The sequence below is a fragment of the Aestuariimicrobium sp. p3-SID1156 genome (assembly GCF_025144225.1).
GTDB lineage: Bacteria > Actinomycetota > Actinomycetes > Propionibacteriales > Propionibacteriaceae > Aestuariimicrobium.
The window spans coordinates 465,922-486,997 of sequence record NZ_JALXXB010000002.1; the positions used below are offsets into that span (position 1 = coordinate 465,922).

Below are 21,076 nucleotides of genomic sequence, written 5' to 3' on the forward strand. Positions count from 1 at the left end.
AGGGTGACGTGGTGGACTCCGACACGCGCATTGGTTTCGAGGAACGAGACGACGCCGTCCGACGACTCCAGGGCCACCACGCGGCGGGTCGACTCGAGATGCACGAGTTCGAGGAGCGGATGCAGTCAGCGCTGCAGGCCCGTACTGCCGGGCAGGTGGCGGCGCTCTTCGATGACCTCCCCGACGACGGGTGGATCTACGGGCGCACGGCTGCTCCGCTGCCGGTGATGAAGCCGACGGCCGACCTGGTCACCCGGGTGGTGGAGGTGCCCCGGACCACTGGAGGGTTCTCGTCCATGGTCTGGGTGGCGCTGCCCCTGATCCTCGTCCTCGCGGCGGGCATCGGGTTCAGGCTCTGGCCGCTGTTCTTCGTTGTCGTCTTCGGGGCACCTGTCATGGGCGGGCTTCGCTCAGCCTTCCGCACCGACCAGCAGACCATCACCTACGAGCGCGGCGACATCACCTCTGAGGTCCGCGCACTGCTGGGGCATGGCCTGAAGATCCAGGCGATCAAGCGCTACCGCGAGGAGACCGGCGCCGACCTGGCCACGGCGAAGTATGCGGTGGAGCAGATCGAACGCGGCTCCTGAGGGCGCGCCCGCGGGGCCGGGTGAGCGCCTGAGGTCTCAGAGGACACGGCGCCAGCGGGCCGGTGCGTCCCCTTCGATGTCGAGAGTGACCAGACGCTGCGTCGGACGGGTCAGCGCCACGTAGAGCACCCGCTCCCCACCGGGGTTCTCGGCGACGATGTCGTCGGGGCTGACCACCACGACCGCGTCGTACTCCAGGCCCTTGGCCTGCAGCGGGGTCACGACGCGCACCCGCTCGGCACCCGGGGCGCCCTCCAGAGCATCGCGGGACAGGTCGATCAAACTCGGCGGGGCCAGCACGCCGATGGTGCCCTCGACCTGCCCGGCGAGATCGGCGACGTGCCGCGCGAGCGCGGCGGGCAGCTGCTCGACCGGGGCCGTGTCCAGCACGGGGTCGACCCCGGTGGAGCGCACAGCATGGGGCAGGTCAGCATGGGGGTGTGCCGCCGTCACCACCTTGGCCGCGAGTCGGAAGACCTCGGCGGGGGAGCGATAGTTCGTGGAGAGCCGGAAGCGCTGCTGCGGGCCCCTCCCGGCGATGTCGGCGATCGCCTGACGGGTCTCCTCCAGGTGGGGATAGGAGCTTTGTGCGACGTCGCCCACCAGCGTCCAACTGGCCTGGGGACCGCGGCGACGGAGCATCCGCCACTGCATCGGGGTGACATCCTGGGACTCGTCGACCAACACGTGGGCGAAGGTCTCCTGCGGATCCTCATCGGGGTCGACCTCGCGCTGTCGGCTGAGCAGGTCGGCGGTGGTGACCAACTCGGGGACGTCGGCTCCGCCCTCGATGAAGACGGGGCGGTCGGCCTCCGGGTCGGCCTCGGGCAGGCCGATGATCGCCACCAGCTCGTCGAGCAGCGCCACGTCGGCCACCGACCAGCCGGGGTTCCCGCGACCGCGCGACGAGCGTTCCATCAGGCCGGGGTCGTAGCTGGCGGCCAGCACGTCTCGCTCAGTGGTGGTGAGGTTGGCACCCACCCGGTCGAGCAGTTCGCGGTCCCCGAGCCGCGCCAGTACGTCGGTGGCCTCCAGTGAGGGCCACCAGGCGTGCATGAACATGACGAAGGAGGCCTGCGAGCTGGCGAGGTCGTCGAAGACCTCCCGGCCCAGCTCGTGCTCATTGGTGAACTGGTTCCACAGCGCATTCAGCAGCGCCTTCTCGGCGGCCTCACGAGCGCGATTGATGCGGCGTCCCTCGAGCACCTGGTTGCGGATGGCGGTGAGCTGGGCCGGTTGCAGGGTGAGGACCTCGCCCTTGACCGACACACGCAGGGGCTCCAGGCGCCCGGTCAACGGCTCATTGGCGACCGCCTTGAGCACCGGCAGCATCCGCAGCGAACCCTTCAGGGTCGCAGCCTCGGGGGCATCCACGCGCTCGGTGCTGAAGCCGAGCACGTCGCGGGCGACACCGCCCACCGGGTGCAGGGTGACGGCATCCTCGCCCAGGCTGGGGAGCACCCGCTCGATGTAGTTCATGAAGACCGCAGAAGGGCCGACCACCAGCACCCCACCCCGCTCGAAACGGCGACGGTGGGTGTAGAGGAGATAGGCCGCACGGTGCAGAGCCACCACGGTCTTACCGGTGCCAGGACCGCCGGCGATCATCGTCACCCCCTGGTGGGGTGCGCGAATCGCCTCGTCCTGCTCGGCCTGGATGGTGGCCACGATGTCGCGCATGGCGTCGCCGCGCGCACGCGACAGGGAGGCCATCAGCGCGCCCTCGCCCACGATCAGCAGACCGGAATCCTTGCTGGAGTCCAGCAGGTCGTCCTCGATGCCGACCACGCGGTCGTTGCGGCAGCGCAGCACGCGGCGCCGGATGACGTTCATCGGGGCCTGCGGGGTGGCGCGGTAGAAGGGCTCGGCGGCCGGGGCACGCCAGTCGATCACCAGCGGCTCGTAGTCGTCGTCGCGCACGCCGATGCGTCCGATGTAGCGGGTGTCATTGGTCAGGTCGAGGCGGCCGAAGACCAGGCCCTCGTGCTCGGAGTCCAGGGCTGCCAGCCGCTTGGCGGACTGGTAGGCGAACGCGTCGCGTTCGAACAGGGCCGTGCCGTCCTCCTCACGAAGGTAGTCACCGCGATCGGTCTGGTAGATCCGCTTGCCCTCGGCGGCCACCTGCTGGGCGGAGCGCGTCGCCACGTCCAGGGCTTGGTAGACCCGGTCGACGTGGGCCTGTTCGCCCGCGATCTCCTGGCTCACGACGTCATGTTCGGCGCCTTCGGATCCTCCTCGGCCAGCCACGTGGTCATTGCGGTCGACGCCACTGGTCTCGCTGCCGCGCGATTCGGAGGGATTTTCAGGGGACTTCTGCTCGTGCAAGATCTGGTCCTTCGAAAGACTGACGATCCAGTTTACCCGGTGGGCGGTCCGGGGACGACAGGTTCGGGGTGTGAGGGTCGCCACGCCGTCCGGGTTGGGAGTGGAGTTCAGGCTCGCCGCGCCCGGCCGAGCTCCTTGTTGGTCGGGCGGATGTCCTCGCCGGTGAGCAGTTCGTGCACCTCGTAGGTGACCAGGGCGCCGCTGAGCAGTTCGGCCCACGGCTCATTGCCAGCATGGGACGCCGACGAGGCTCGCCACGGCATGCCCTCCTGCTCGGGAGCCAGCAGGGGGCGCGCGACCCACGTGTCCCAACTGGCGAGGTCCCAGCCGTGGGCCGGGTCTGCCTCGCGCAGGTGGGTGTGGTCATGGCTGGTGACCAGCACCTGCCCGGCGAGGGTGGTGCGCTGCCAGCCGACCACCGGACCCGACGCGGTGTGGAAAACCGACTCCTGGAGGCCCTCGGGGGCGTCCAGATCATCATGCAGTTCATGGCTGACGGTCGGGGGACGCACGGCCACGGGCTGCACGGCCCGTCCTCGCCAGCGGGCCCACGCGGAGCCGCGACGCAGCGCGGGGGTGGGCGCAACCGCATCGATGTGGGCGTCGGCGTCCCCGGCATCGGGCTCGAGGTCGACCCTGCGTTCGACCAGCCGATCGGTGAGGACCTCGACCATGGCGCCCAGTGGCTGGGCCACGCCGGCGGCATCGGCCAGGTGCCAGCGCCCGAAGGTGCGCGGTAGCGTCCAGCGGGTCGCCAACCAGGCAGGTGCCCGTTCGGGATCACTGGCCCCGGCTCGCCAGCCGGCCATGAGGAGGAGGTCGGCGAGGCGCCGGTCGCGCAGTTCCCTGGCAAGTTGCCCCAGCGTACGGCGGCCCCACAGCTCCTGGACGCGCGAGGGGCCGAGATCCCCGGCGGGGAAGGGCCGCTCGGTCCCGGTCATCCGGAGGGCCTGCCACACGGTGTCGGCGCCGTCGAGCAGGGCGGTCCAGCGGTCGGCGGCCGCATCCCCCACGAGTGGGCGCAGGGCGTGCAACTGGCCGCCGCGGTCGTCGGGAAGGAGGAGCTCGATGCCGTCCTCCCAGCGGTGGACTGCCGGTGGGGCCGGGACCAGATCCAGGTCGTGGCGGGCGAGTTCGGCGGTGAAGGCGCGTCCGGATTTCTTGAGCAGGTCCCGCCAGGCGGCCGGGAGGGTGATGACGGGCTCGAGGTCGTCGACCAGCACACCCGGCAGGTCGTGGCCGCGAGCACGCCCACCCAGGGGGCCGGCGGGGTCGAGGCTGACATAGTGGCCGGCCTTGGCCAGGCGCAGGGCGGCGGCGATCCCTGCGAGCGTGCCGCCGGTGATGTGGACGTGGGTGGCCATCGGTCAGCTGCGTACCGCACGGTCGGGATTGCCGTCGGCAGTCGCCACCGCGGGCTCGCGACGAATCCAACGCGTGATGGCGCGGAAGCCCTGTCGGACCTTGGCGAAGAGGTAGAAGAAGATGATGGCGCCGGCAACCAGGAGGACCGCCGCGACCACCCCGGCCAGTACCGGGCTGACCGCAGCCAGGGACAGCACGCCGACCAGGCTGAGGTCATCGGCCACCGAATGGGTGATGTTGCTGACCGGCTCCGGGGAGGTATTGAGGGCCATCCGCGTGCCGGACTTGGTGATGTGGCTGAGCAGGGCCGTGACGCCGCCCACGCTGGCCAGGGTGATGGTGAGGAGGTCGCCGGAGGCACCGGCAATCAGCGCGCCGATCACGGCGCCGGCGATGGGGCGGATGACGGTGGAGATGCTGTCCCAGGCGGAGTCGAGGTAGGGAATCTTGTCGGCCACCAGCTCGAGCAGCCCGAGGATGCCCATGATCACCAACACGTCCAGGCGCTGGAAGCCGGGGGGCACCTGGTCCAGATGGGCGAAGCGGCCCAACAAGCCGAGTACGAAGACCGTGGCATAGGCGTTGAGTCCGCTGGCCCAGCCGGAGGCGAAGGTCAATCCGAACAGCTCCATGCTGCCAGCGTAGGGCAGGATGGCGACATGATCAGCGTGGACATCGTTGGCGGTGGAGTTTCCGGTCTGGCCCTGGCGGGCGCGCTGGATCCTTCCCGATTCCGGGTCCGGCTGCACGAGACCAATCCCGGCTTCATCAAGCTCGGCACTGTGCTGGGCATGTGGCCCGCGGCCATGCGTGCGCTGCGCACCCTCGGTGTGGACGACCAGGTGCGCGCGGTCGGGGTACCGGTCGAGAGTGCCCACTTGTGCGACAGTTCCGGGCGCCGGCTGACGTTCCATTCCGCTCCCGGCAACAGCTGGTTGATCCCCCGCCCCGACCTGCTCGCGATCCTGGAGAAGGCGATTCCGGGGGAGGTGGAATGGGTCCACGGGCAGGTGAGCGACCCTGCCCAGCTCACCGGTGACCTGGTGGTGGGTTGCGATGGGGTGCGGTCGCTGGTGCGTGACACCATCTTCGGACGCACCGCCCACCAGACCGGGGTGATGGCCTTTCGCGGCATCGTCGACGGGCCGGTGGAACAGTACGCACCCGGCCAGCATGGGTTGGTGGAGTATTGGGGCGGAGGCGCACTGTTCGGCATGTCGCCCAATACCCGCGACGTGACCAACTGGTACACCGCGACCCGGGAGTTCGAGGTCACCCCCCAGCAGGCGCTGGACTGGTCGCGGGAGAAATTCGTCGAATTCCCGGCCCCGGTCAGGGCCGTACTGGCCGCAGCGGATCCCCGCCGGACGCTGGTCAATCGCGTCCTCGAGGCACCGATGCTGACCAGCCTGGTGCGTGGCCGGTACGTCCTGGCGGGGGACTCGGCGCATGCCATGGCGCCCAATCTGGGTCGAGGTGCCTGCGAGGCGCTCGTCGATAGCGCCGTGCTGGCCAAGGAACTGTCCACCCAACCACTGGAGCGTGCCCTGCGACGCTACAACGAGCGTCGGGTGGTCGCCGGGCAGGCCGTCAAGCTGGCTTCGGCGGCTGTCTGTCGGACGGCGCTGGCCTGGCCCTGATATGGCTCCACCTCAGAGGAGTGCGAAGCTGACCAGCCAATGGGTGCTCATGAAGTCACCCTCGCTGATCGGCTGGGAGGCCCAGGCGAACTGCTCGGCGGAGGACTGCAGGACGCGCGCGCGAGCGGGGTCCTCGAGCCAGGGGGCGATCCGGCGCAACATGGCCGAGCGCGAGAGGCCGAGCCCGTAGAGGTGGACCGCGTGCCCATCGGTCGGGTCGAGGACTTCCGGCAGGGCCAGCAGGGGGTCCCCGGGCTCACCGAGCACGGGCAGGAAGGTGCGCAGCCAGGGACCGAACTCCTCGGCGGACAGAACGCGGCGCATCAGGTCGGCCTCGGTGAGGGCGGGGGAGAGGAAGTCCGAGCCGGAAGGCTCCCAGGCGCTCGGGTAGTCCATGTCGGAGGCGAACCAGCCCATGGCGGCCTGGTCGATGGCCGTCACGACCTCTGGACGCCCCAGGGTCTCGTAGGCATCGCGGGCCAGGCCCAGGGCGAAGGCGGTGTTGCTGTGGACGCCATGGCGGACCGGAGCAGCCAGGTTCGGCAACCAGGCGACCAGGTGGTCGGCGATCACGTCGGAGAGCGGGCTGAGGGCCTCGGCCCACGTCTCTGCGTGGTTGGCCAACGGGTCCGAACCCTGCGCGAGGCGGGCGGCGGTGGCCGAGAGCAGTGCGGCCCAGCCCCAGCCGTAGGGACGCTCGTAGCTGCGGCGCTCAGCAAGGTAGGCCGCCTCGACGGCGATGTTCTGGGCGGTCAGGCGGGTGTCGAGTTCCTCGACCAGATCGCTGTGGGGGGCGGCGGTGATGTCCTCGGAGGACTCCAGCAGGAGCATGGCCGACCACTGCATGTGGGCTGCCGAATGCCAGTCCAGACTGGCGTGGAATGCCGGGTGCAGGACCTCGGGAACGGTCTGACAATCATCTGCTGACAAGCACATGTGCGCTGGTGCCCAGGGCCAGGCGGTACGCAGCACAGCCCGCACGGTCGCGGCCCACTCGGAGCCGTGGCGGGCCAGGCGTGCACTGGTGATCTCGTCCATGCGGTGCAGCCTACTCGCCTCTCCGCAGAGTTATCCACAGCCTGACAAGGGGCCTTGACGGATCTGTCGGGAGGCGGGTTATAGTGGAGGTGTTCGAACAGCGGTTCGATTGATTCGATCGCTGGGAGGACACCGGGACCGCCCCGGGTGGATGGCTTCGACCCCCATCCATCCGGGGCTCCGGTCACCCCGGGTCGAATCGGGTGTCGTCCATGGTCGAGGGCGGCAGGCGGTGGGGCACATCGAATGGATGGCCCGCAAGGGCATGTGAGTAGGGGAAGACTGACATGCGCAGACATGACGACCAGATCGAGGTCACCTGTGACCGCGATGGAGCACCCAGTAGGTTCCGCTGGCGGGGGGCGCTGTGGCGCGTCCTGGCGGTGGAGAACCACTGGAATGAAACGGGTTCCTGGTGGACCGGCCCCGCCGTGCGTGCTGCCCGCGGGGAGGACGTCGAGGGTTCGGACCTCGAGGTTGAACTCGTGGGTGGGGACCTGCTCGACGAGCTGGTGGTGTGGCGGGTCGAGGCGGCCAATGGGTTGCCCGGCAGCCGTGGCATCTACGAACTGGCCCATGCCCCTGCTCGCGCTGCCTGGCAGCTCAAGGGGGTGCTGGACTGATGCCTCCCACCTCCATACCGGCCTGGGTTCCCGACATCCGCCACGCCCGCAACCTCGTCATCGACGCCCTGCTGTGTGAGGATCGCGTCGATCGCTACCTACGGGCCCACCAGGCCGTGGCCCTCGCGGCCGACGCCGCGGTGCTGGCACGCACCGGTCGCCGTCTCCCCGAGGACCTGGCCGACCCCTGGGGGTTGGTGGCCCGCAGTGTCCCCGGACTGGCCGAATGGGCCACCTACTTCTCCGCCACCCAGCGGCGGCGACAGGCCGTGCGGGCTGGTCGTCTGGCCATCAGCGAACGAGAGGCCGACGACATGGTGCGCGATGCCGACCAGTTCTGCGATCTCGCCCTGGCCAGCGCCAGTTCCTTCAGCGCACCCCGCTGGGAGGAGATCGACCAGGCCAGCATCCGCATTGCAACGGGGCATGGGCGCACCCGCAGCGCCGGAGGTGCGGGATGAGCGACCCCTTCGTGCACCTGCGGGTGGCTTCGGGGTACTCCTTGCAACATGGGGCCTCCCACCCCGGTGAGCTGGTGGCGGCGGCAGCCGACCACGGCATGGACACCCTCGCCCTCACCGACCGCGACGGGCTCTACGGGGCGATCCGGTTCGCCAAGGCCTGCCTGCGCCATGGCATCGCTCCGGTATTGGGGGCAGATGTTGCGGTCCCCGACCCCCTGCAGCGGCGTCCGGCCCGGACGGTCTCTGCCGCCAGGGGAGGGGAACTGCGTGACCACAGGCTGCCCCGGGTCGTGGTGATGGCCACCTCTCGGCGGGGCTGGGCAAGCCTGTGCCGGCTCACCACCGCCACTCATCTGGCCGGTGAGCGGGGAGAACCGGTGTGCAGCCTGGACCTCATTGCCGAGCACGCCTCGAACGGTGGCCTGCTGGTCATGCTCGGCTCGGACTCCCCGCTGGGGCAGCGGGTCGCGGCCCGTGACCGGGTCGGGGCGGAGGCCGAACTGCGGTGCTGGGTGGGGGCGCTGGGCAGTGAGCAGGTCGTGATCGCCGCCACCAACCACCAGGTGAAGGGCCTCACCTCCGAGGGGATCGGAGTGAACTCGGCGCTGCATGCCGGGGCGATGGTGGACCTGGCCGACCAGTTCGGCTTGTCGAGCGTGCTCACCAACCAGGTGCGGATGGCCCATCGCCACCAGGCGCCGACCCTCGACGTGCTGGACGCTGCTCGACGGCTGGTGCCCCTGGACGTGCGCAATGTGGACCGGCGCAATGCCGAGGGCTGGCTCAAGCCGGGCAAGCAGATGATCGATGTCGCCGCCGAGGTGGCTGATCGCTCCGGTCGTCGCGGGGGACTCGAAGGGGCCGAACGTCTCATCGCCGACACTCGTGCCCTGGCCCTGCGCTGCCAGCTCGACCCCCGCGATGACATCGGCCTGGGCGAGATCCACCTGCCTGAGTTCGACGTGCTGGGCACCACTGCCGAGCAGGCCATGGGAGTGTTGCGCGAACGCTGCCGGGCCGGCATCCCCAGCCGTTATGACCGGGGCCAGGAAGAGGTGGTGCTGCAGCGGTTGGAGGAGGAACTGGACACCATCAGCCACCTGGGCTTCGCCTCCTACTTCCTGACGGTGGCCGACGTGGTCGACCTGGTCCGGGGGATGGGGGTGCGCTGTGCTGCCCGCGGATCGGGTGCTGGCAGCCTGGTCAACCACCTGCTGGGTATCTCCGGGGTTGACCCTCTGGCCCATGGCCTGATCATGGAACGTTTCCTGTCCCCGCTGCGGCGTGCGCTGCCAGACATCGATCTGGATGTGGAATCCGCCCGGCGCACCGAGGTCTACGAGAAGGTCTTCGACACCTTCGGCGGGGAACGGGTCGCCTGCGTGGCGATGCTGGAGACCTACCGGGTCCGCCATGCCGTGCGTGATGTGGGTGCTGCATTGAGCATGTCCCCGGCCGAGGTGGACGCCATCGCCAAGGCCTTCCCCCACATCCGTGCCCGGGACGCACGGGCAGCCCTCCGCGACCTTCCCGAGCTGCGGGCAGCCGGACTGGCCGAACGCAGGCTGGACGTGCTCTTCGAGCTGGTGGAATCCCTCGACGGGCTACCCCGCCACGTCGCCCTGCACCCGTGTGGGGTGCTGCTGAGTGACTCCACCCTGGGTGACCGAACCCCGCTGGAGGCCAGCTATGGCGGGTTCCCCATGAGCCAGTTCGACAAGGACGATGTCGAGGACATCGGCCTTCTCAAGCTCGACGTGCTGGGCATCAGGATGCAGTCCTCCATCGCCCACTGCCTGGCCGAGGTGGAGCGCACCGGGCATCCGGTCCCGCCGGTCGATGAGTTGGGGCCCTTCGACGACGTCGACACCTACGCGATGATCGGCCGGGCTGCGACCCTGGGGTGTTTCCAGATCGAGTCACCCGGCCAGCGCGAGCTGGTGGGCAAGTTCGGACTGGAGAACTTCACCGACATCATCATCGACATCTCCCTGTTCCGGCCCGGCCCGGTGAAGTCGGACATGGTGGTGCCCTTCCTCAATGCCCGGCAGGGCTGGAGGATGGCCGAATACCTGCACCCGGACCTGGAGCCGGTGCTGGCTGAGACCGGAGGGGTCGTCGTCTTCCATGAGCAGATCATCAAGATGGTCGCAGTGATGACCGGCTGCAGCCTGGCCCAGGGTGATGAGGTCCGCCGGGCCTTGGGGGACCAGGCCGGCCAACTCGACGTGAGGGACTGGTTCATCCCCCTGGCCCTGGAACGCGGTTACCCCCAGCACGTGGTGGACAAGGCCTGGCAGGTGCTGGTCTCGTTCGCGTCCTTCGGGTTCTGCAAGGCGCATGCCGCCGCCTTTGCGCTGCCCACCTACCAGTCTGCGTGGCTGAAGCGGCACTATCCGGCCCATTTCGTGGCCGGCCTGCTCACCCACGATCCCGGTATGTACCCCAAGCGCCTCATCCTGGAGGAGGCTCGTCGGATGAGGGTGCCGGTCCTCGGCATCGACGTGAACCACAGCCGTTCCACCTGGCAGGTGGAATGCCTCCACGAGCCGGGGCGCGATGCCCCCGAACTCGATGATGGCAGCGAGGGCATCAGCCACCATGCCGATCGTCGCCACCACCCGGTGCCGACGTCCGCGCTGGATGGGCAGGGGCTTCCCGATGACTCCGGGCATGGGCTGCGGATGGCCTTGTCGGAGGTGAAGGGGATCAGCCAGGCCGAGGTGGTGCGCATCGTGGCCGGGCAGCCCTACACCTCGCTCACTGACTTCTGGGTTCGGGCACAGGTGGAGCACCCTGTCGTGGAGCGGCTGGTGTTGGTGGGGGCATTCGATGAGATGTACGGGGTGGGGCGCGATGTCGCCGTGCTGCGCGCCGACCAGATCACCCGCCGCGACCTCCTCCTCACGGTGGCCGGGCTGCGCCGAGCCCAAGTGGTCGACAACCGGACCGCCTCCCGTGCACGGGGGTTGACCCGTACCCCCTCCTGGAAGCGTTCGGCCATCGGTGCCGACCCCGACGAGGTTCGTGACCGGGCCAGAGACCAGGCCCGTGCAGAAGTGGTGCCCTCCCGGACCCAGGAGGCCTTCCAGGGCATCCAGCTGGCCCTTGACTTCGCCGACCCCGTGGAGGGGGATCTGGAGGACTGCCCAGAGCACGTCGAGGACGGCGTCGAAGCGATCCCGGTCGACGTGCAGCCCACCGGGCTGCCGGAGATGACCCGCGCCGAACGGCTGGCCAGTGAACTGGACATCCTGGGCATGGATGCCAGCCAGCACATCATGGAGTTCTACCGCGACTTCCTCGACCAGCTGGGCACCATCCGCTCCGAGCGTCTGCACGACCAGCGCAATGAGTCCGAGGTGCTGGTGGCCGGGGTCAAGGTGGCCACCCAGACCCCGCCGGTGCGTTCGGGGCGTCGTGTTGTCTTCCTCACCGTCGACGATTCCACCGGTCCGGTCGACGCCACCTTCTTCGAGGACGCCCAGGGCGCCTATGCCAACACCGTCTTCTCCAGCTGGCTGTTGGTGGTGCGGGGACTGATTCGCCGGACGGGTCCGCGGGGGCTTTCGCTGCGCGCCACTGGCGCCTGGGACCTGCAGTCGCTGTTCGACCTGTACCAGACCGGAGTGGACCACGGCCTGGGCAGGCAGCAGGCGATGGCGCCGGTGGTGGACCTCATCATGTCCTCGCCCGATCCGGTGAGGGCACCCCAGCCGATGGCCCCCCGGATCCGTGCCCATCGGTTCGCCGATTGGGATCCGGGCGTTCCCGGGCAGGAGGGGCCCCAGCAGCACACCCGCGCCGGCGGGATGGGCCAGCGGCGCGTGCTGGTCCACCCCAGCGGGTACAAGCAGTCGCCCTATGCCGATGTCCAACCCGCGGGTGCGCCAGCGTCCCAGGCCCCGCGCAAGCTGTGGCATTCCAGCCCCGGAAGTTCAGGGAGGTGACCATGACCCCAGACATGACAGGGTCCCCCATGCCAGACCACCACCGGGTCATCGTCCACGTCGACATGGACGCCTTCTACGCCTCGGTGGAACTGGCCCGTCGTCCCGAGCTGAGGGGGCGTGCGATGTGGGTGGGGGGTGCCGAACGCGGAGTGGTGCTCTCGGCCAGTTACGAGGCGAGGGCACGCGGGGTCCGGTCGGGAATGCCGAGTTCCCGGGCACGCCGGTTGTGCCCTGAGGGCGTCCCCGTGCCACCGGACTTCGACCGCTACACCGAGGTCAGCGACGGAGTGTTCGCGATCTTCCGCACCCTCACCGGGCAGGTGGAACCAGTGTCGATCGACGAGGGGTTCCTCGACATCACCGGTACCGGGCGACGGCTGGGCACCCCGCTGGAGGTCGGGGAACTCCTGCGCGCCCAGGTCAGTGACGAGCAGCGGATCAGCTGCTCAGTCGGCATCGGGCCGAGCAAGTTCGTCGCGAAGCTGGCCTCGAACCACTGCAAGCCCGATGGGTTGCACCAGGTGTTGCCCGACCAGGTGACGGCCTTCCTCCACCCGCTGCCGGTGGAGAAGATCTGGGGGGTGGGGGAGAGCACCGCTGCCCAGCTGCACAAGCTGGGGCTGACGACGGTGGGGCAGCTTGCTCATACTCCCAAACCCACCCTGCAGCAGGCGCTGGGTGCCCACCTGGGCGGGTGGCTGTACGACCTGTCCTGGGGCCGGGATTCTCGTCAGGTCGAGGGCGAACCCACCGAGCGCAGCATCGGTTCTCAGGAGACCTTCTCCCGGGACACCGATGATCCCCGTCTGGTCCACACCGAGATCCTGCGGATGGCGGCCCGTACCTGTTCACGGATGCGCCAGGCCGAGGTGCTGGGTCGAGGGGTGAGCCTGTCGGTCAGGTTCGCCGATTTCACCACCATCACGCGCACCACGCAGTTGGCCACCCCCACCGACGTCACCGACGAGGTCTATGCGGCAGCCATGCGCTGCTGGAACAAGTTGCACCTGCAGCGGGCCAGGGTCCGTCGGGTCGGGGTGCGGGTAGAACGGCTCATCGACAAGGAGGATGCCTTCCAGCAACTCACCCTGGACGCCCCTGAACGGGGAATGCGCGAGGCGGAACTGGCCGCAGACGCCGCCATCGCTCGGTTCGGCCCAGATGCAGTCCGTCGGGGCAGCCTCACCGAGAGGAGCAGGCTGCAGGTCAGAGGTCCTGCTGGCGTCGGCGCCAGCGGTCCTCCATCTTGTCCATGAACGGCGTCTGCTTGGTCGGCCGCCCACCAGCCGGTCGATCGCCCAGGCGACCACGCTGCGGGTCGCGCCCACCGGAAGGCGCACCGTCCCCGTCGACGTCGGGGGGCCCGCCGCGATGGCCCACCACCCCGAAGAGATGGGCAGCTGCGGCAAGCATCACCAGGAAGCCGACCACGCTGACGGTCCAGTGCCACTGCATCCCAGCCACGAGCAGAGCGATACCAACGAGAAAACCTGCACCGCCGACCAACGCTCGGCGTCCAGTGATCGGGTTCGGACGCGTGCCCCGCAGGGTGTGGGCAAGGTGGGGATCGTCCTCGGCCAGCAACGCCTCAAGCTCCTCGAGCCGCCGCTGCTCCTCGCGTGACAGGGCCACGGGTCACCTCCCAATCAGATCCGGGTGCCGAACTGACCTCGCACCGCACCTCGAGTCGTGCTGGGGTCGTGTGCAAGGCCAGGTGCCACCAGTGTATGCGCTGCGCAAGTCCCCATGCGGCCCACCTCAGGGTCGGCGGCCGAGGAGCTTCAGGAACAGGGAACGTGGTAGCAGCAGGGCGCTGAGCTTGTTGCCGGTGGTCTGCTTCACGCGCATGTCGGTGGTGACGTACCTGACGTCGTCGACGAAGCCGTCGGGGACCCCGTCCAGACCGCGCGAATAGCGAGAACGCTCCACCACGGCGGCGATGCGGTCGAGTGCCTCCTGGGCCGGCTGATCCATCGCGGCGCCCACTCCGGCAGCCTTCTGGCGCGGGGACCCCTGGGGCCATGTCGTCCGCACATCGGCCACAGTGTCGCGCAACTCGGTCCACAACCCCTCCACCACTTCGGAGGGTGTTCCGGTCAGGCCGAAACGCCGACGACGTAGCAGGAGCCTGATGAGCATTGGGACCAGCAACAGGGCGATGATGCCCAGGGTCGCCCCCACCGCCGCCAGGATCGTCCGCAGCGGAATGCCGGGTGCGGTCTCGCCGACCTGGGGGCCCTCGCTGGCCCCCAACGTGGTTTCGTCCGAGGCCGAGACCGATGGGGTGCTGGACGAGCTCGGCGAGCTGCTGGGGGTCGACGAGGCGGACGAGCCTCCGCTGGCACTGGGGCTGGAGGTGGGCGACTGCCCCTGCACCACGGTCCACATGGGGGCGTCAGCGACGCCTGCGGTGGGCTCGAAGCGCACCCAGCCGTAGTTTTCGAAGTAGAGCTCCGGCCAGGCATGCATGTCGCGTCCCCGGACCTGCCAGGTGTCGCCCTTCTTCTCCCCGGGCAGGAAACCGATCGACACTCGGGACGGTATCCCGGAAATGCGCGCCATCAGCGCCATCGCGGAGGCGAAGTGGATGCAGTAACCGGAGCGATCCTCCAGCAGGAAGTTGCGGATCACCTCATAACCGTCGCCGGGAGGCGCTTCGGTGGAGTAGGTGAACCTCCGCGGGTCGCGCAGCCAGGCCTGGATGGCGGCAGCCTTCAGCACGGGGCTCCCTTCCGAACGCGTCACCTCGGCGGTCAGGTCGACGATCTCCTGGGGAACGTCCTTCGGCACCACGCTCGTGATGGTGTCGTCCGGGGGGATGCCGACCTTCGCCGTGGAGAAGGCGACCGGGTCCGGGGCAGTCGACAGGCTGGTCACCGTGTAAGCCAGGTTGCGGGTGGACTCGGTGTTGTTCTGCGCCGTCGACAGGATCATCAGTGAGACCGGGTCGAAGGCCCACGGACCCTCGGCCTGGAAGGACAGCGGTGCGTAGGGCGTCGGCAGGTACTGGGAGCCGAAGTCACCCATCTGGACTCGGGTCGTCTCGCGGGGCTGGCTCCCGTCGAGGCCTGGGGCGGGAGAGAGGTCTCCGTCGCGCAACTGCACGGGGGTGAGCTTCCAGGAATCCCGATCCAGCACGGTCAGGCTGGCCAGGCGCAGGTACTGGCCCTGGGGATTGTCGGAGTTGTAGGTGAGCACGACATCCGCAGACTGCTTGGTGAGGTTGCGGTTCAGCTCGATGGTCGGATCCTGCATCTGGATAGGTCCCTGGCCGCGCGGACGCCGGGAGGTGAGGTCGAGATCGCCGAAGGTCGGCAGGATGTTGCCGACGATGAGGGAGAGCGCCAGCACCGGTGCACCGATCAGGGCCGCCATACTCCACAGCCCCGTCGTCGTGCTGCTGCGGCGGGCATTGTCCCGGTCGAGGTTGCGAGTCCAGGTCGACAGGTCGCGGCTGGTATCAGCAGCCAGAACGATCAGGAAGCCTGCCGCCAGCGCCACGAAGCTCCACCAGCGCATCGGGTGCCGCATGGCCAGAGCCGGGATGAGGTACAGCGTGAGCATCGGTGCTGCAACCCACGCAGGGGTGGCCAGCGACAGCACCAGGGCGTCGGCAATGATCGTCACCAGGCCGATCAGCAGCACGAACAACAGGCTTGTACCGGGATTCGGTGCCATCGGGGCCATGGTCGTCTGGATGTGCAGGAGGCCGTCGAGCATGAGGTGCCAGACCTGGATCAGCGGGTTGCCGCCCCCGGGTTGAGACGCAGCTCCCAACCCGATCACTGAACCTGCCAGCGCCAGCACCTGCCACAGGTGGATCAGTCCGGAGTGGATGGAGAACCGCCGCGAGACCGCCGAGATGCCCAGCAACATGGCGATCACGGGTATCCCGTAGAGCAGATAGGTCGGGTCGACGGTCAGTTCCATCAGGGTCACGGACGCCAGCGACATCGCCACGAAGACGGCCAGCACCATCAGTCCGGTCGTGCGGGTCCAGGGTCTCACAGCGAAGCTCCCATCCGGCCCAGCTGTTGCCAGGCCTGATCGACGGTCATCGACTGCTGCACCGGCACCACTCGCCAATTGGCGTCAGCTAGTGCAACCAGGCATCTCTCATGCTCCTCGATCTGCTCGGGGGTGGCGCGGAATCGTCGCGCCGTGAAGGAGTCAACGTCCAGCACGAAGGCCAGTCCCTGTGAGCGCCGTTGGCGCATCGCCGCCATGGCCGCGACGTCGGGTTGGCTGAGGCGGCCCATCACCGCGAAGAGCATCTCGCCGCCGGCGCCCAGATTGACGGCCTCGGTGGCAAGGCGCAGGTCGGGGTCATCAGGGGTGAGGGCGGCATCGGTGAGTGCCAACAGCACCGCATTCTCCGCCGCAGCAGGGTCGAAGCCCCGGGTGTCGATCAGCGGTCCGGCGGCGTCGACGATGGTGACGGTGAAGTCGCTCTCCTGAAGGTGCAGGGCAATGGAGGCGACAGCTGACACTGCCCACTCGAAGGACGCCTCCGGGCCGGTCCCGGCGTGGGCCTGGATGCGCGAATCAAGCAGCAGGGTGACCGAGGGGTCCCAGGACTGCTCCTCGCGGCGCACCATGATCTCGCCCTTGCGGGCGGTGGACCGCCAGTGGATGCGACGAACATCGTCTCCGTCGCGGTACTCACGCACCATCACGTCGTCCTGGCCGACCAGCCCGATGCGCATCGGGGTGGATTCGCCGCTCTGGCCGGAGCCGGGAGCATTGGACAGGTCAGCAAGCGGCACCACCTGCGGGGTGACAATGACGGGGCTCGTCGAGGTGAAGCGACGGTCAACGCGTGCCAGCCCGAACGGATCCATGGCACGAACCAGCAGGGGGCCCACTGTGTAGCGTCCTCGAGCCAACCCGACAAGGGGGTAGGTGAGCAGGCGTTCCCAGCTGGTGCGCATGGTGTGGACCGTGAAACGGGGTCGGCGACCCAACTCCCGGGGGACCGCTTCCTCGAATTTCAACACCGACAGTGGGAAGGTGCCCTTGTTGGTGAGGGTCAGCTGCCCTTGCAGTTGTTGCCCCAGGGTTCCGCGCGGGGGTTCCAGACGTCGATCGACGCGCAGCCGCAGCCCGCTCTGGGTGACCGCGACCAGGGCGACCAGGGGCAGCAGCAGGAGCACCAGTGCCAGCCAGAGGGTGTCGCGCTGGCCGTAGGCCATTGACGCGATGGCCCCTGCGATGCCGAAGAGCAGCAGGGCCCACCCACGTCCGGTGAACAGCTTCCAACGGGCCTTCATCGAACCGCCTTCATCGTCGACGGCATCAGCGGTGGTCGGGGATCTCCACCGAGGCGACGATCTCGGACAGGATGTCGCGCACCGAGCGTCCGCCCAGCTGGGACGCGGTGGAGGGCAGTACGCGGTGGCTGAGCACTTGGACGGCCAGGGACTGGACGTCCTCGGGGATCGCGTAGTCGCGGCCCTTCATGGCGGCGCGCGCGCGTGCGGCACGCAGCAGCGCCAGGCTGGAACGGGGCGAGGCGCCGAGGCGCAGGTCCTCGGACTTTCGCGTCCCGGCGACGACGTCGACGATGAAGTCCTTGACGGCATCGGCGACGTAGACCTCGCGCACGAGCTGGATCATTCGGACGATCTGGTCGCGGCTGACCACAGGACGCAGCCCCTCGAGCGGGCTGACGCCGCCGTGATGCTCCAGCATGTCCAGCTCGGCGCGGCGGGTCGGGTAGCCCATTTCGATGCGGGCCATGAAGCGGTCGCGCTGCGCCTCGGGGAGGGGATAGGTGCCCTCCATCTCGATGGGGTTCTGGGTCGCGATCACCATGAAGGGACGTTCCAGTTCGTGGGTGATGCCATCAGAGCTGACCTGGCGCTCGGCCATCGCCTCGAGGAGGGCAGACTGGGTCTTGGGGGAGGCGCGGTTGATCTCGTCGCCGACGACGATGTTGGCGAAGATGCCGCCCGGCTTGAACTCGAACTCGTGGCTGACCTGGTTGTAGACGCTGACGCCGGTGATGTCGGAGGGCAGCAGGTCGGGGGTGAACTGCAGGCGGCGCACGCTGCAGTCGATGGCTCGGCCGAGGGCCCGGGCGAGCATGGTCTTGCCGACACCGGGCACGTCCTCCACGAGCAGGTGCCCTTCGGCCAGCAGCACGATGAGGGCCAGGTCGATCTGTTCGCTCTTGCCCTCGATGACCCGCTCGATCGCCTCACGGACCTGACCCATCGTGCGGACCACCTCGTCGACCGCGACCGGTGCCGAGGTGTGGGAGGGCTGGGGGCTTGCCTGTGATTGGGGATGGTTGTCGACCGTCACGGGTTCTCCTTCTCCGGGGGGAGTGGTGGACCAGGGGTCGCTCCACCAAGGTGCTGTCGTTGCTGTCGTGTGGTCACACCTCACCATCGGCACCGTGGGACGTCGGGGTGGGCGCGTGATCAGGCCCAGCCTAGTGGCTGGGGTCAAGATGCTGACACATCTTCGTGCCGCGGGGACGCACGACTGAGTGCCTCTCATGGTCTTCACGACGTGTCTGGGTGGTCCTCCACCTTCCTCCCTGCGCTCCACGTCATCGGTCGGCGATCACCGGCGACGGCTGCCTGCCGCGTCCGTGTCACCTGCCCGTTCCGGGAGCGCTGCAGGCTGCAGCCGTGCGGGCACGTCGCCGCCGGCGGCGGTGAGTGGAGGAAAAAGGTCCGAAATGGCTAGGTCGGTGGAGCAAAGTGGAGTACAGTGGAGCGCAGTGGAGCGAACAGGCGCTGTGCGAGGAGCGAGGGGGTTCCGGGAATGTTCCTGGGCACGTACACCCCCAAGCTCGACGCCAAGGGCCGGTTCTTCCTGCCAGCCAAGTTCCGGGAGGGACTCACCGAGGGTCTGGTGATCACCATGCAGCAGGAGCGCTGCCTGGCCATCTACCCCCGCGAGGTCTTCGCCCAGAAGGCAGCGACGGTGTTGGAAGCTCCCAGCACGGTGGCTCGCGTCCGCGCCATGCAGCGCATGCTCGCGGCGAGTGCCTCCGATGAGGTTCCTGATGCACAGGGGCGGCTCACGATCCCGCCGCAGCTGCGCTCCTATGCCTCGTTGGAGACCGAGATCGCCGTCGTTGGGGCCATCGACCGGGTCGAGGTCTGGAACAAGGAGGCATGGGAGACCTACTCCGCTGAGCAGGAAGCGGCCTTCGCCGAGATGAACGAGGAGATCTTCCCCCTGTAGGAGGATCCCCCGGGCCCGCACAGCGTGGCTTCGGGCCGACGTCCCGACGCCCTGGCGCACCTTCCCCGGTGCCAGGTCGTCTCTTCCCGGGCGTTGGACCGAAACCTCGCCAGGCGGTCCCCGCGACCGCGCGAGCGGCGACCGAAGAGTGCAGCAGCGCCAGTGAGAGGGGTGCGGATGAGTCAGGACGTCACCGCGGCAGACGCCCGCGCCGCGCATGTCCCTGTCATGCGTGACCGCATCCTGGACCTGCTCGCGCCTGCCCTGGAACGTCCCGACGCCGTCTACGTGGACGGCACCACCGGCATGGGCGGCCACTGCGAGGCCGTGCTGGAACGCTTTCCCCACGTCCGTGTCGTCGGTATCGATCGGGACCCCCAGGCCCTCGAACTCGCCGCCGCTCGGTGTGCCCCCTTTGCTGGGCGCGTCCAGTTCGCCGAGGCCGTCTACAGTGAGCTCGAGGACGTCCTCGAGGTGCTGGGGATCCCCGCCATCGACGGGATGCTGCTCGACCTCGGCGTGTCCTCCCTGCAGATCGACCGACGCGACCGAGGCTTCTCCTATGCGGCGGACGCACCGTTGGACATGCGGATGGGCCAGGGCGGCCCGACCGCGGCCGACATTCTCAACTCCTACTCCAGTGCCGAGCTCACTCGAATCTTCAGGACCTTCGGCGAGGAGCGCTTCAGCGACCGGATCGCACGCCGCATCGTCGAGGAGCGCGAGGCCGAGCCCTTCACCACCTCGGCCCGACTGGTCCAGGTCATCACCGGTGCCATCCCGGCGGCCGCCCGCGCGACCAGCACCGGGCACCCCGCCAAGCGGGTCTTCCAGGCCCTCCGCATCGAGGTCAACCAGGAGCTGGAGGCACTCGAAGCCGTGCTGCCGCAAGCCCTCGACGCTTTGCGCGTCGGCGGACGGCTCGCGGTACTGGCCTACCACTCCCTTGAGGACCGTCTCGTCAAGAATTCCTTCCGGGAAGCGTCCAGTGACCAGGCTCCGCCCCATCTACCCCTGGTGCCGGACCACCTCAAAGCTCGGTTCGCTGTCCTCACCCGTGGGGCCGAGAAGCCGACCGGCGCCGAAACAGCAGAGAACCCCCGCGCAGCATCTGCCAGGTTGCGCGTGATCGAACGAACCAGGGAGCCAGCATGAGCGCAGTGGAAGCCATAGAGCCACTCGACCGACTGCCTCCCGAGCGCAGGGTGGCGGCGACGCCCCAGCGCCAGCGTCCCCGGCTTCGACTCCTCGCAGCACCCTCAGGTCATGGGGACGCCCAGCCGGTCGCCCGATTGCCCTTTGCGCTGATGCTCCTGGCAGTGCTGGCACTGGGCATGGGACTGCTGGTGATCGTCAACACCCAGATCCAGACGCGAGCTTCCGAGTTGGCCGCCCTGGAGCACCAGGCCAGCCAGCTGACCAACCAGAAGGCGCAGTTGCAAACCGAGGTCAACCAGAAGCGCTCGGCCTCGAGCCTGCAGGTCCAGGCCCATCGCCTCGGGATGCGTCCCAACCCGAAGCCCGCGTTCATCGTGCTCCCGAGTGGCCAGATCCTGGGCACGCCGACCAAGGTGAACGGCAACGAGCTGCCGCATCAGGTCTACTTGGGGTGGGAACAGACCCAGCAGGCACAGGAGGACTCCCGCGCCGCCGTCGCCCGTGAGAAGGCGGAGGAGGCAAGGAAGGCCGAGGAGGCGCGCAAGGCGCGTGAGGCCAAGCTCCGTGAACAGCAGAAGCAGCAACTGGAGAAGCAGAAGGCCGAGCAGAAGAAGGCAGCTGAGAAGAAGGCAGCCGACCCGAAGGCCGCTGAGAAGAAGCCCGCCGACCCGACGACGTCCGCAGACCCGAAGAAGAAGCCCAACCCCGGAGGAAACTGAT

17 protein-coding genes are annotated in these 21,076 nt (G+C 68.7%); 9 read left to right on the plus strand and 8 right to left on the minus strand.

Annotation, left to right across the window (positions count from 1 at the left end; all coding sequences use genetic code 11):
* The first annotated feature begins 11 nt into the window (after positions 1–11).
* Positions 12–590: a DUF1707 domain-containing protein gene (locus M3G03_RS04945; protein ID WP_259808543.1), complete on the plus strand. Its 579-nt coding sequence runs from the start codon at positions 12–14 to the stop codon at positions 588–590.
* 36 nt (positions 591–626) lie between these two features.
* Here the strand turns inward: M3G03_RS04945 and M3G03_RS04950 are convergent, their stop codons facing one another.
* The 3 genes from M3G03_RS04950 to M3G03_RS04960 all read right to left on the minus strand — a co-directional run bounded on the left by M3G03_RS04950 (position 627) and on the right by M3G03_RS04960 (position 4,912).
* The gene (locus M3G03_RS04950; RefSeq protein ID WP_396121875.1) at positions 627–2,915 is read right to left on the minus strand and encodes a HelD family protein; all 2,289 of its coding nucleotides are present in this window, start codon (positions 2,913–2,915) and stop codon (positions 627–629) included.
* 107 nt (positions 2,916–3,022) lie between these two features.
* Positions 3,023–4,279, minus strand: coding sequence for a hypothetical protein (locus tag M3G03_RS04955; RefSeq protein ID WP_259808544.1), 1,257 nt, complete (start codon positions 4,277–4,279; stop codon positions 3,023–3,025).
* A gap of 3 nt (positions 4,280–4,282) precedes the next feature.
* The gene (locus M3G03_RS04960; RefSeq protein WP_259808545.1) at positions 4,283–4,912 is read right to left on the minus strand and encodes a DUF4126 domain-containing protein; all 630 of its coding nucleotides are present in this window, start codon (positions 4,910–4,912) and stop codon (positions 4,283–4,285) included.
* A 27-nt stretch (positions 4,913–4,939) separates the two neighbouring features.
* Here M3G03_RS04960 and M3G03_RS04965 point away from each other — a divergent pair, with 27 nt between their 5' ends.
* Positions 4,940–5,920, plus strand: coding sequence for an FAD-dependent monooxygenase (locus M3G03_RS04965; protein WP_259808546.1), 981 nt, complete (start codon positions 4,940–4,942; stop codon positions 5,918–5,920).
* Positions 5,921–5,932: 12 nt separating this feature from the next.
* Here M3G03_RS04965 and M3G03_RS04970 read toward each other — a convergent pair whose 3' ends face one another.
* Positions 5,933–6,958, minus strand: a complete 1,026-nt coding sequence (locus M3G03_RS04970; RefSeq protein WP_259808547.1) for a DUF2891 domain-containing protein — start codon at positions 6,956–6,958, stop codon at positions 5,933–5,935.
* A gap of 287 nt (positions 6,959–7,245) precedes the next feature.
* Between M3G03_RS04970 and M3G03_RS04975 the strand changes: the two genes are divergently transcribed.
* Genes M3G03_RS04975 through dinB form a run of 4 tightly spaced genes read left to right on the plus strand, consistent with a single transcriptional unit; the run spans position 7,246 to position 13,254 of the window.
* Positions 7,246–7,581, plus strand: coding sequence for a DUF6504 family protein (locus M3G03_RS04975; protein ID WP_259808548.1), 336 nt, complete (start codon positions 7,246–7,248; stop codon positions 7,579–7,581).
* Entirely contained in the window at positions 7,581–8,042 is a 462-nt protein-coding gene (locus M3G03_RS04980) for an SAV_6107 family HEPN domain-containing protein (RefSeq protein ID WP_259808549.1), read from the plus strand. The genes M3G03_RS04975 and M3G03_RS04980 overlap by 1 nt, the downstream gene beginning before the upstream one ends.
* Positions 8,039–11,995 (plus strand): DNA polymerase III subunit alpha, encoded by a 3,957-nt coding sequence (locus tag M3G03_RS04985; RefSeq protein ID WP_259808550.1) that lies wholly within the window; start codon positions 8,039–8,041, stop codon positions 11,993–11,995. Before M3G03_RS04980 ends, M3G03_RS04985 begins: the two co-directional genes overlap by 4 nt.
* 29 nt (positions 11,996–12,024) lie before the next feature.
* Positions 12,025–13,254, plus strand: coding sequence for a DNA polymerase IV (dinB, locus tag M3G03_RS04990; protein ID WP_259808551.1), 1,230 nt, complete (start codon positions 12,025–12,027; stop codon positions 13,252–13,254).
* Here dinB and M3G03_RS04995 read toward each other — a convergent pair.
* The 4 genes from M3G03_RS04995 to M3G03_RS05010 form a co-directional block, all read right to left on the minus strand.
* Positions 13,205–13,630: a DUF3040 domain-containing protein gene (locus M3G03_RS04995; RefSeq protein ID WP_259808552.1), complete on the minus strand. Its 426-nt coding sequence runs from the start codon at positions 13,628–13,630 to the stop codon at positions 13,205–13,207. The genes dinB and M3G03_RS04995 overlap by 50 nt on opposite strands.
* Before the next feature lie 126 nt (positions 13,631–13,756).
* The gene (locus M3G03_RS05000) at positions 13,757–16,006 is read right to left on the minus strand and encodes a DUF3488 and transglutaminase-like domain-containing protein (RefSeq protein WP_259808553.1); all 2,250 of its coding nucleotides are present in this window, start codon (positions 16,004–16,006) and stop codon (positions 13,757–13,759) included.
* A complete protein-coding gene (locus M3G03_RS05005) occupies positions 16,003–17,268 on the minus strand; it encodes a DUF58 domain-containing protein (RefSeq protein ID WP_259808554.1) in 1,266 nt (421 codons plus the stop codon). Before M3G03_RS05005 ends, M3G03_RS05000 begins: the two co-directional genes overlap by 4 nt.
* A gap of 25 nt (positions 17,269–17,293) precedes the next feature.
* Positions 17,294–18,214: a MoxR family ATPase gene (locus tag M3G03_RS05010; protein WP_259808616.1), complete on the minus strand. Its 921-nt coding sequence runs from the start codon at positions 18,212–18,214 to the stop codon at positions 17,294–17,296.
* 558 nt (positions 18,215–18,772) lie between these two features.
* On the opposite strand from M3G03_RS05010, the gene mraZ reads away from it, so the two are divergent.
* From mraZ to M3G03_RS05025, 3 genes are all read left to right on the plus strand, one after another.
* Positions 18,773–19,198, plus strand: a complete 426-nt coding sequence (mraZ, locus tag M3G03_RS05015; RefSeq protein ID WP_259808555.1) for a division/cell wall cluster transcriptional repressor MraZ — start codon at positions 18,773–18,775, stop codon at positions 19,196–19,198.
* A gap of 171 nt (positions 19,199–19,369) precedes the next feature.
* A complete protein-coding gene (gene rsmH / locus M3G03_RS05020) occupies positions 19,370–20,353 on the plus strand; it encodes a 16S rRNA (cytosine(1402)-N(4))-methyltransferase RsmH (protein ID WP_396121876.1) in 984 nt (327 codons plus the stop codon).
* Positions 20,350–21,075: a hypothetical protein gene (locus tag M3G03_RS05025; protein ID WP_259808557.1), complete on the plus strand. Its 726-nt coding sequence runs from the start codon at positions 20,350–20,352 to the stop codon at positions 21,073–21,075. The genes rsmH and M3G03_RS05025 overlap by 4 nt, the downstream gene beginning before the upstream one ends.
* Position 21,076: the final 1 nt, after the last annotated feature.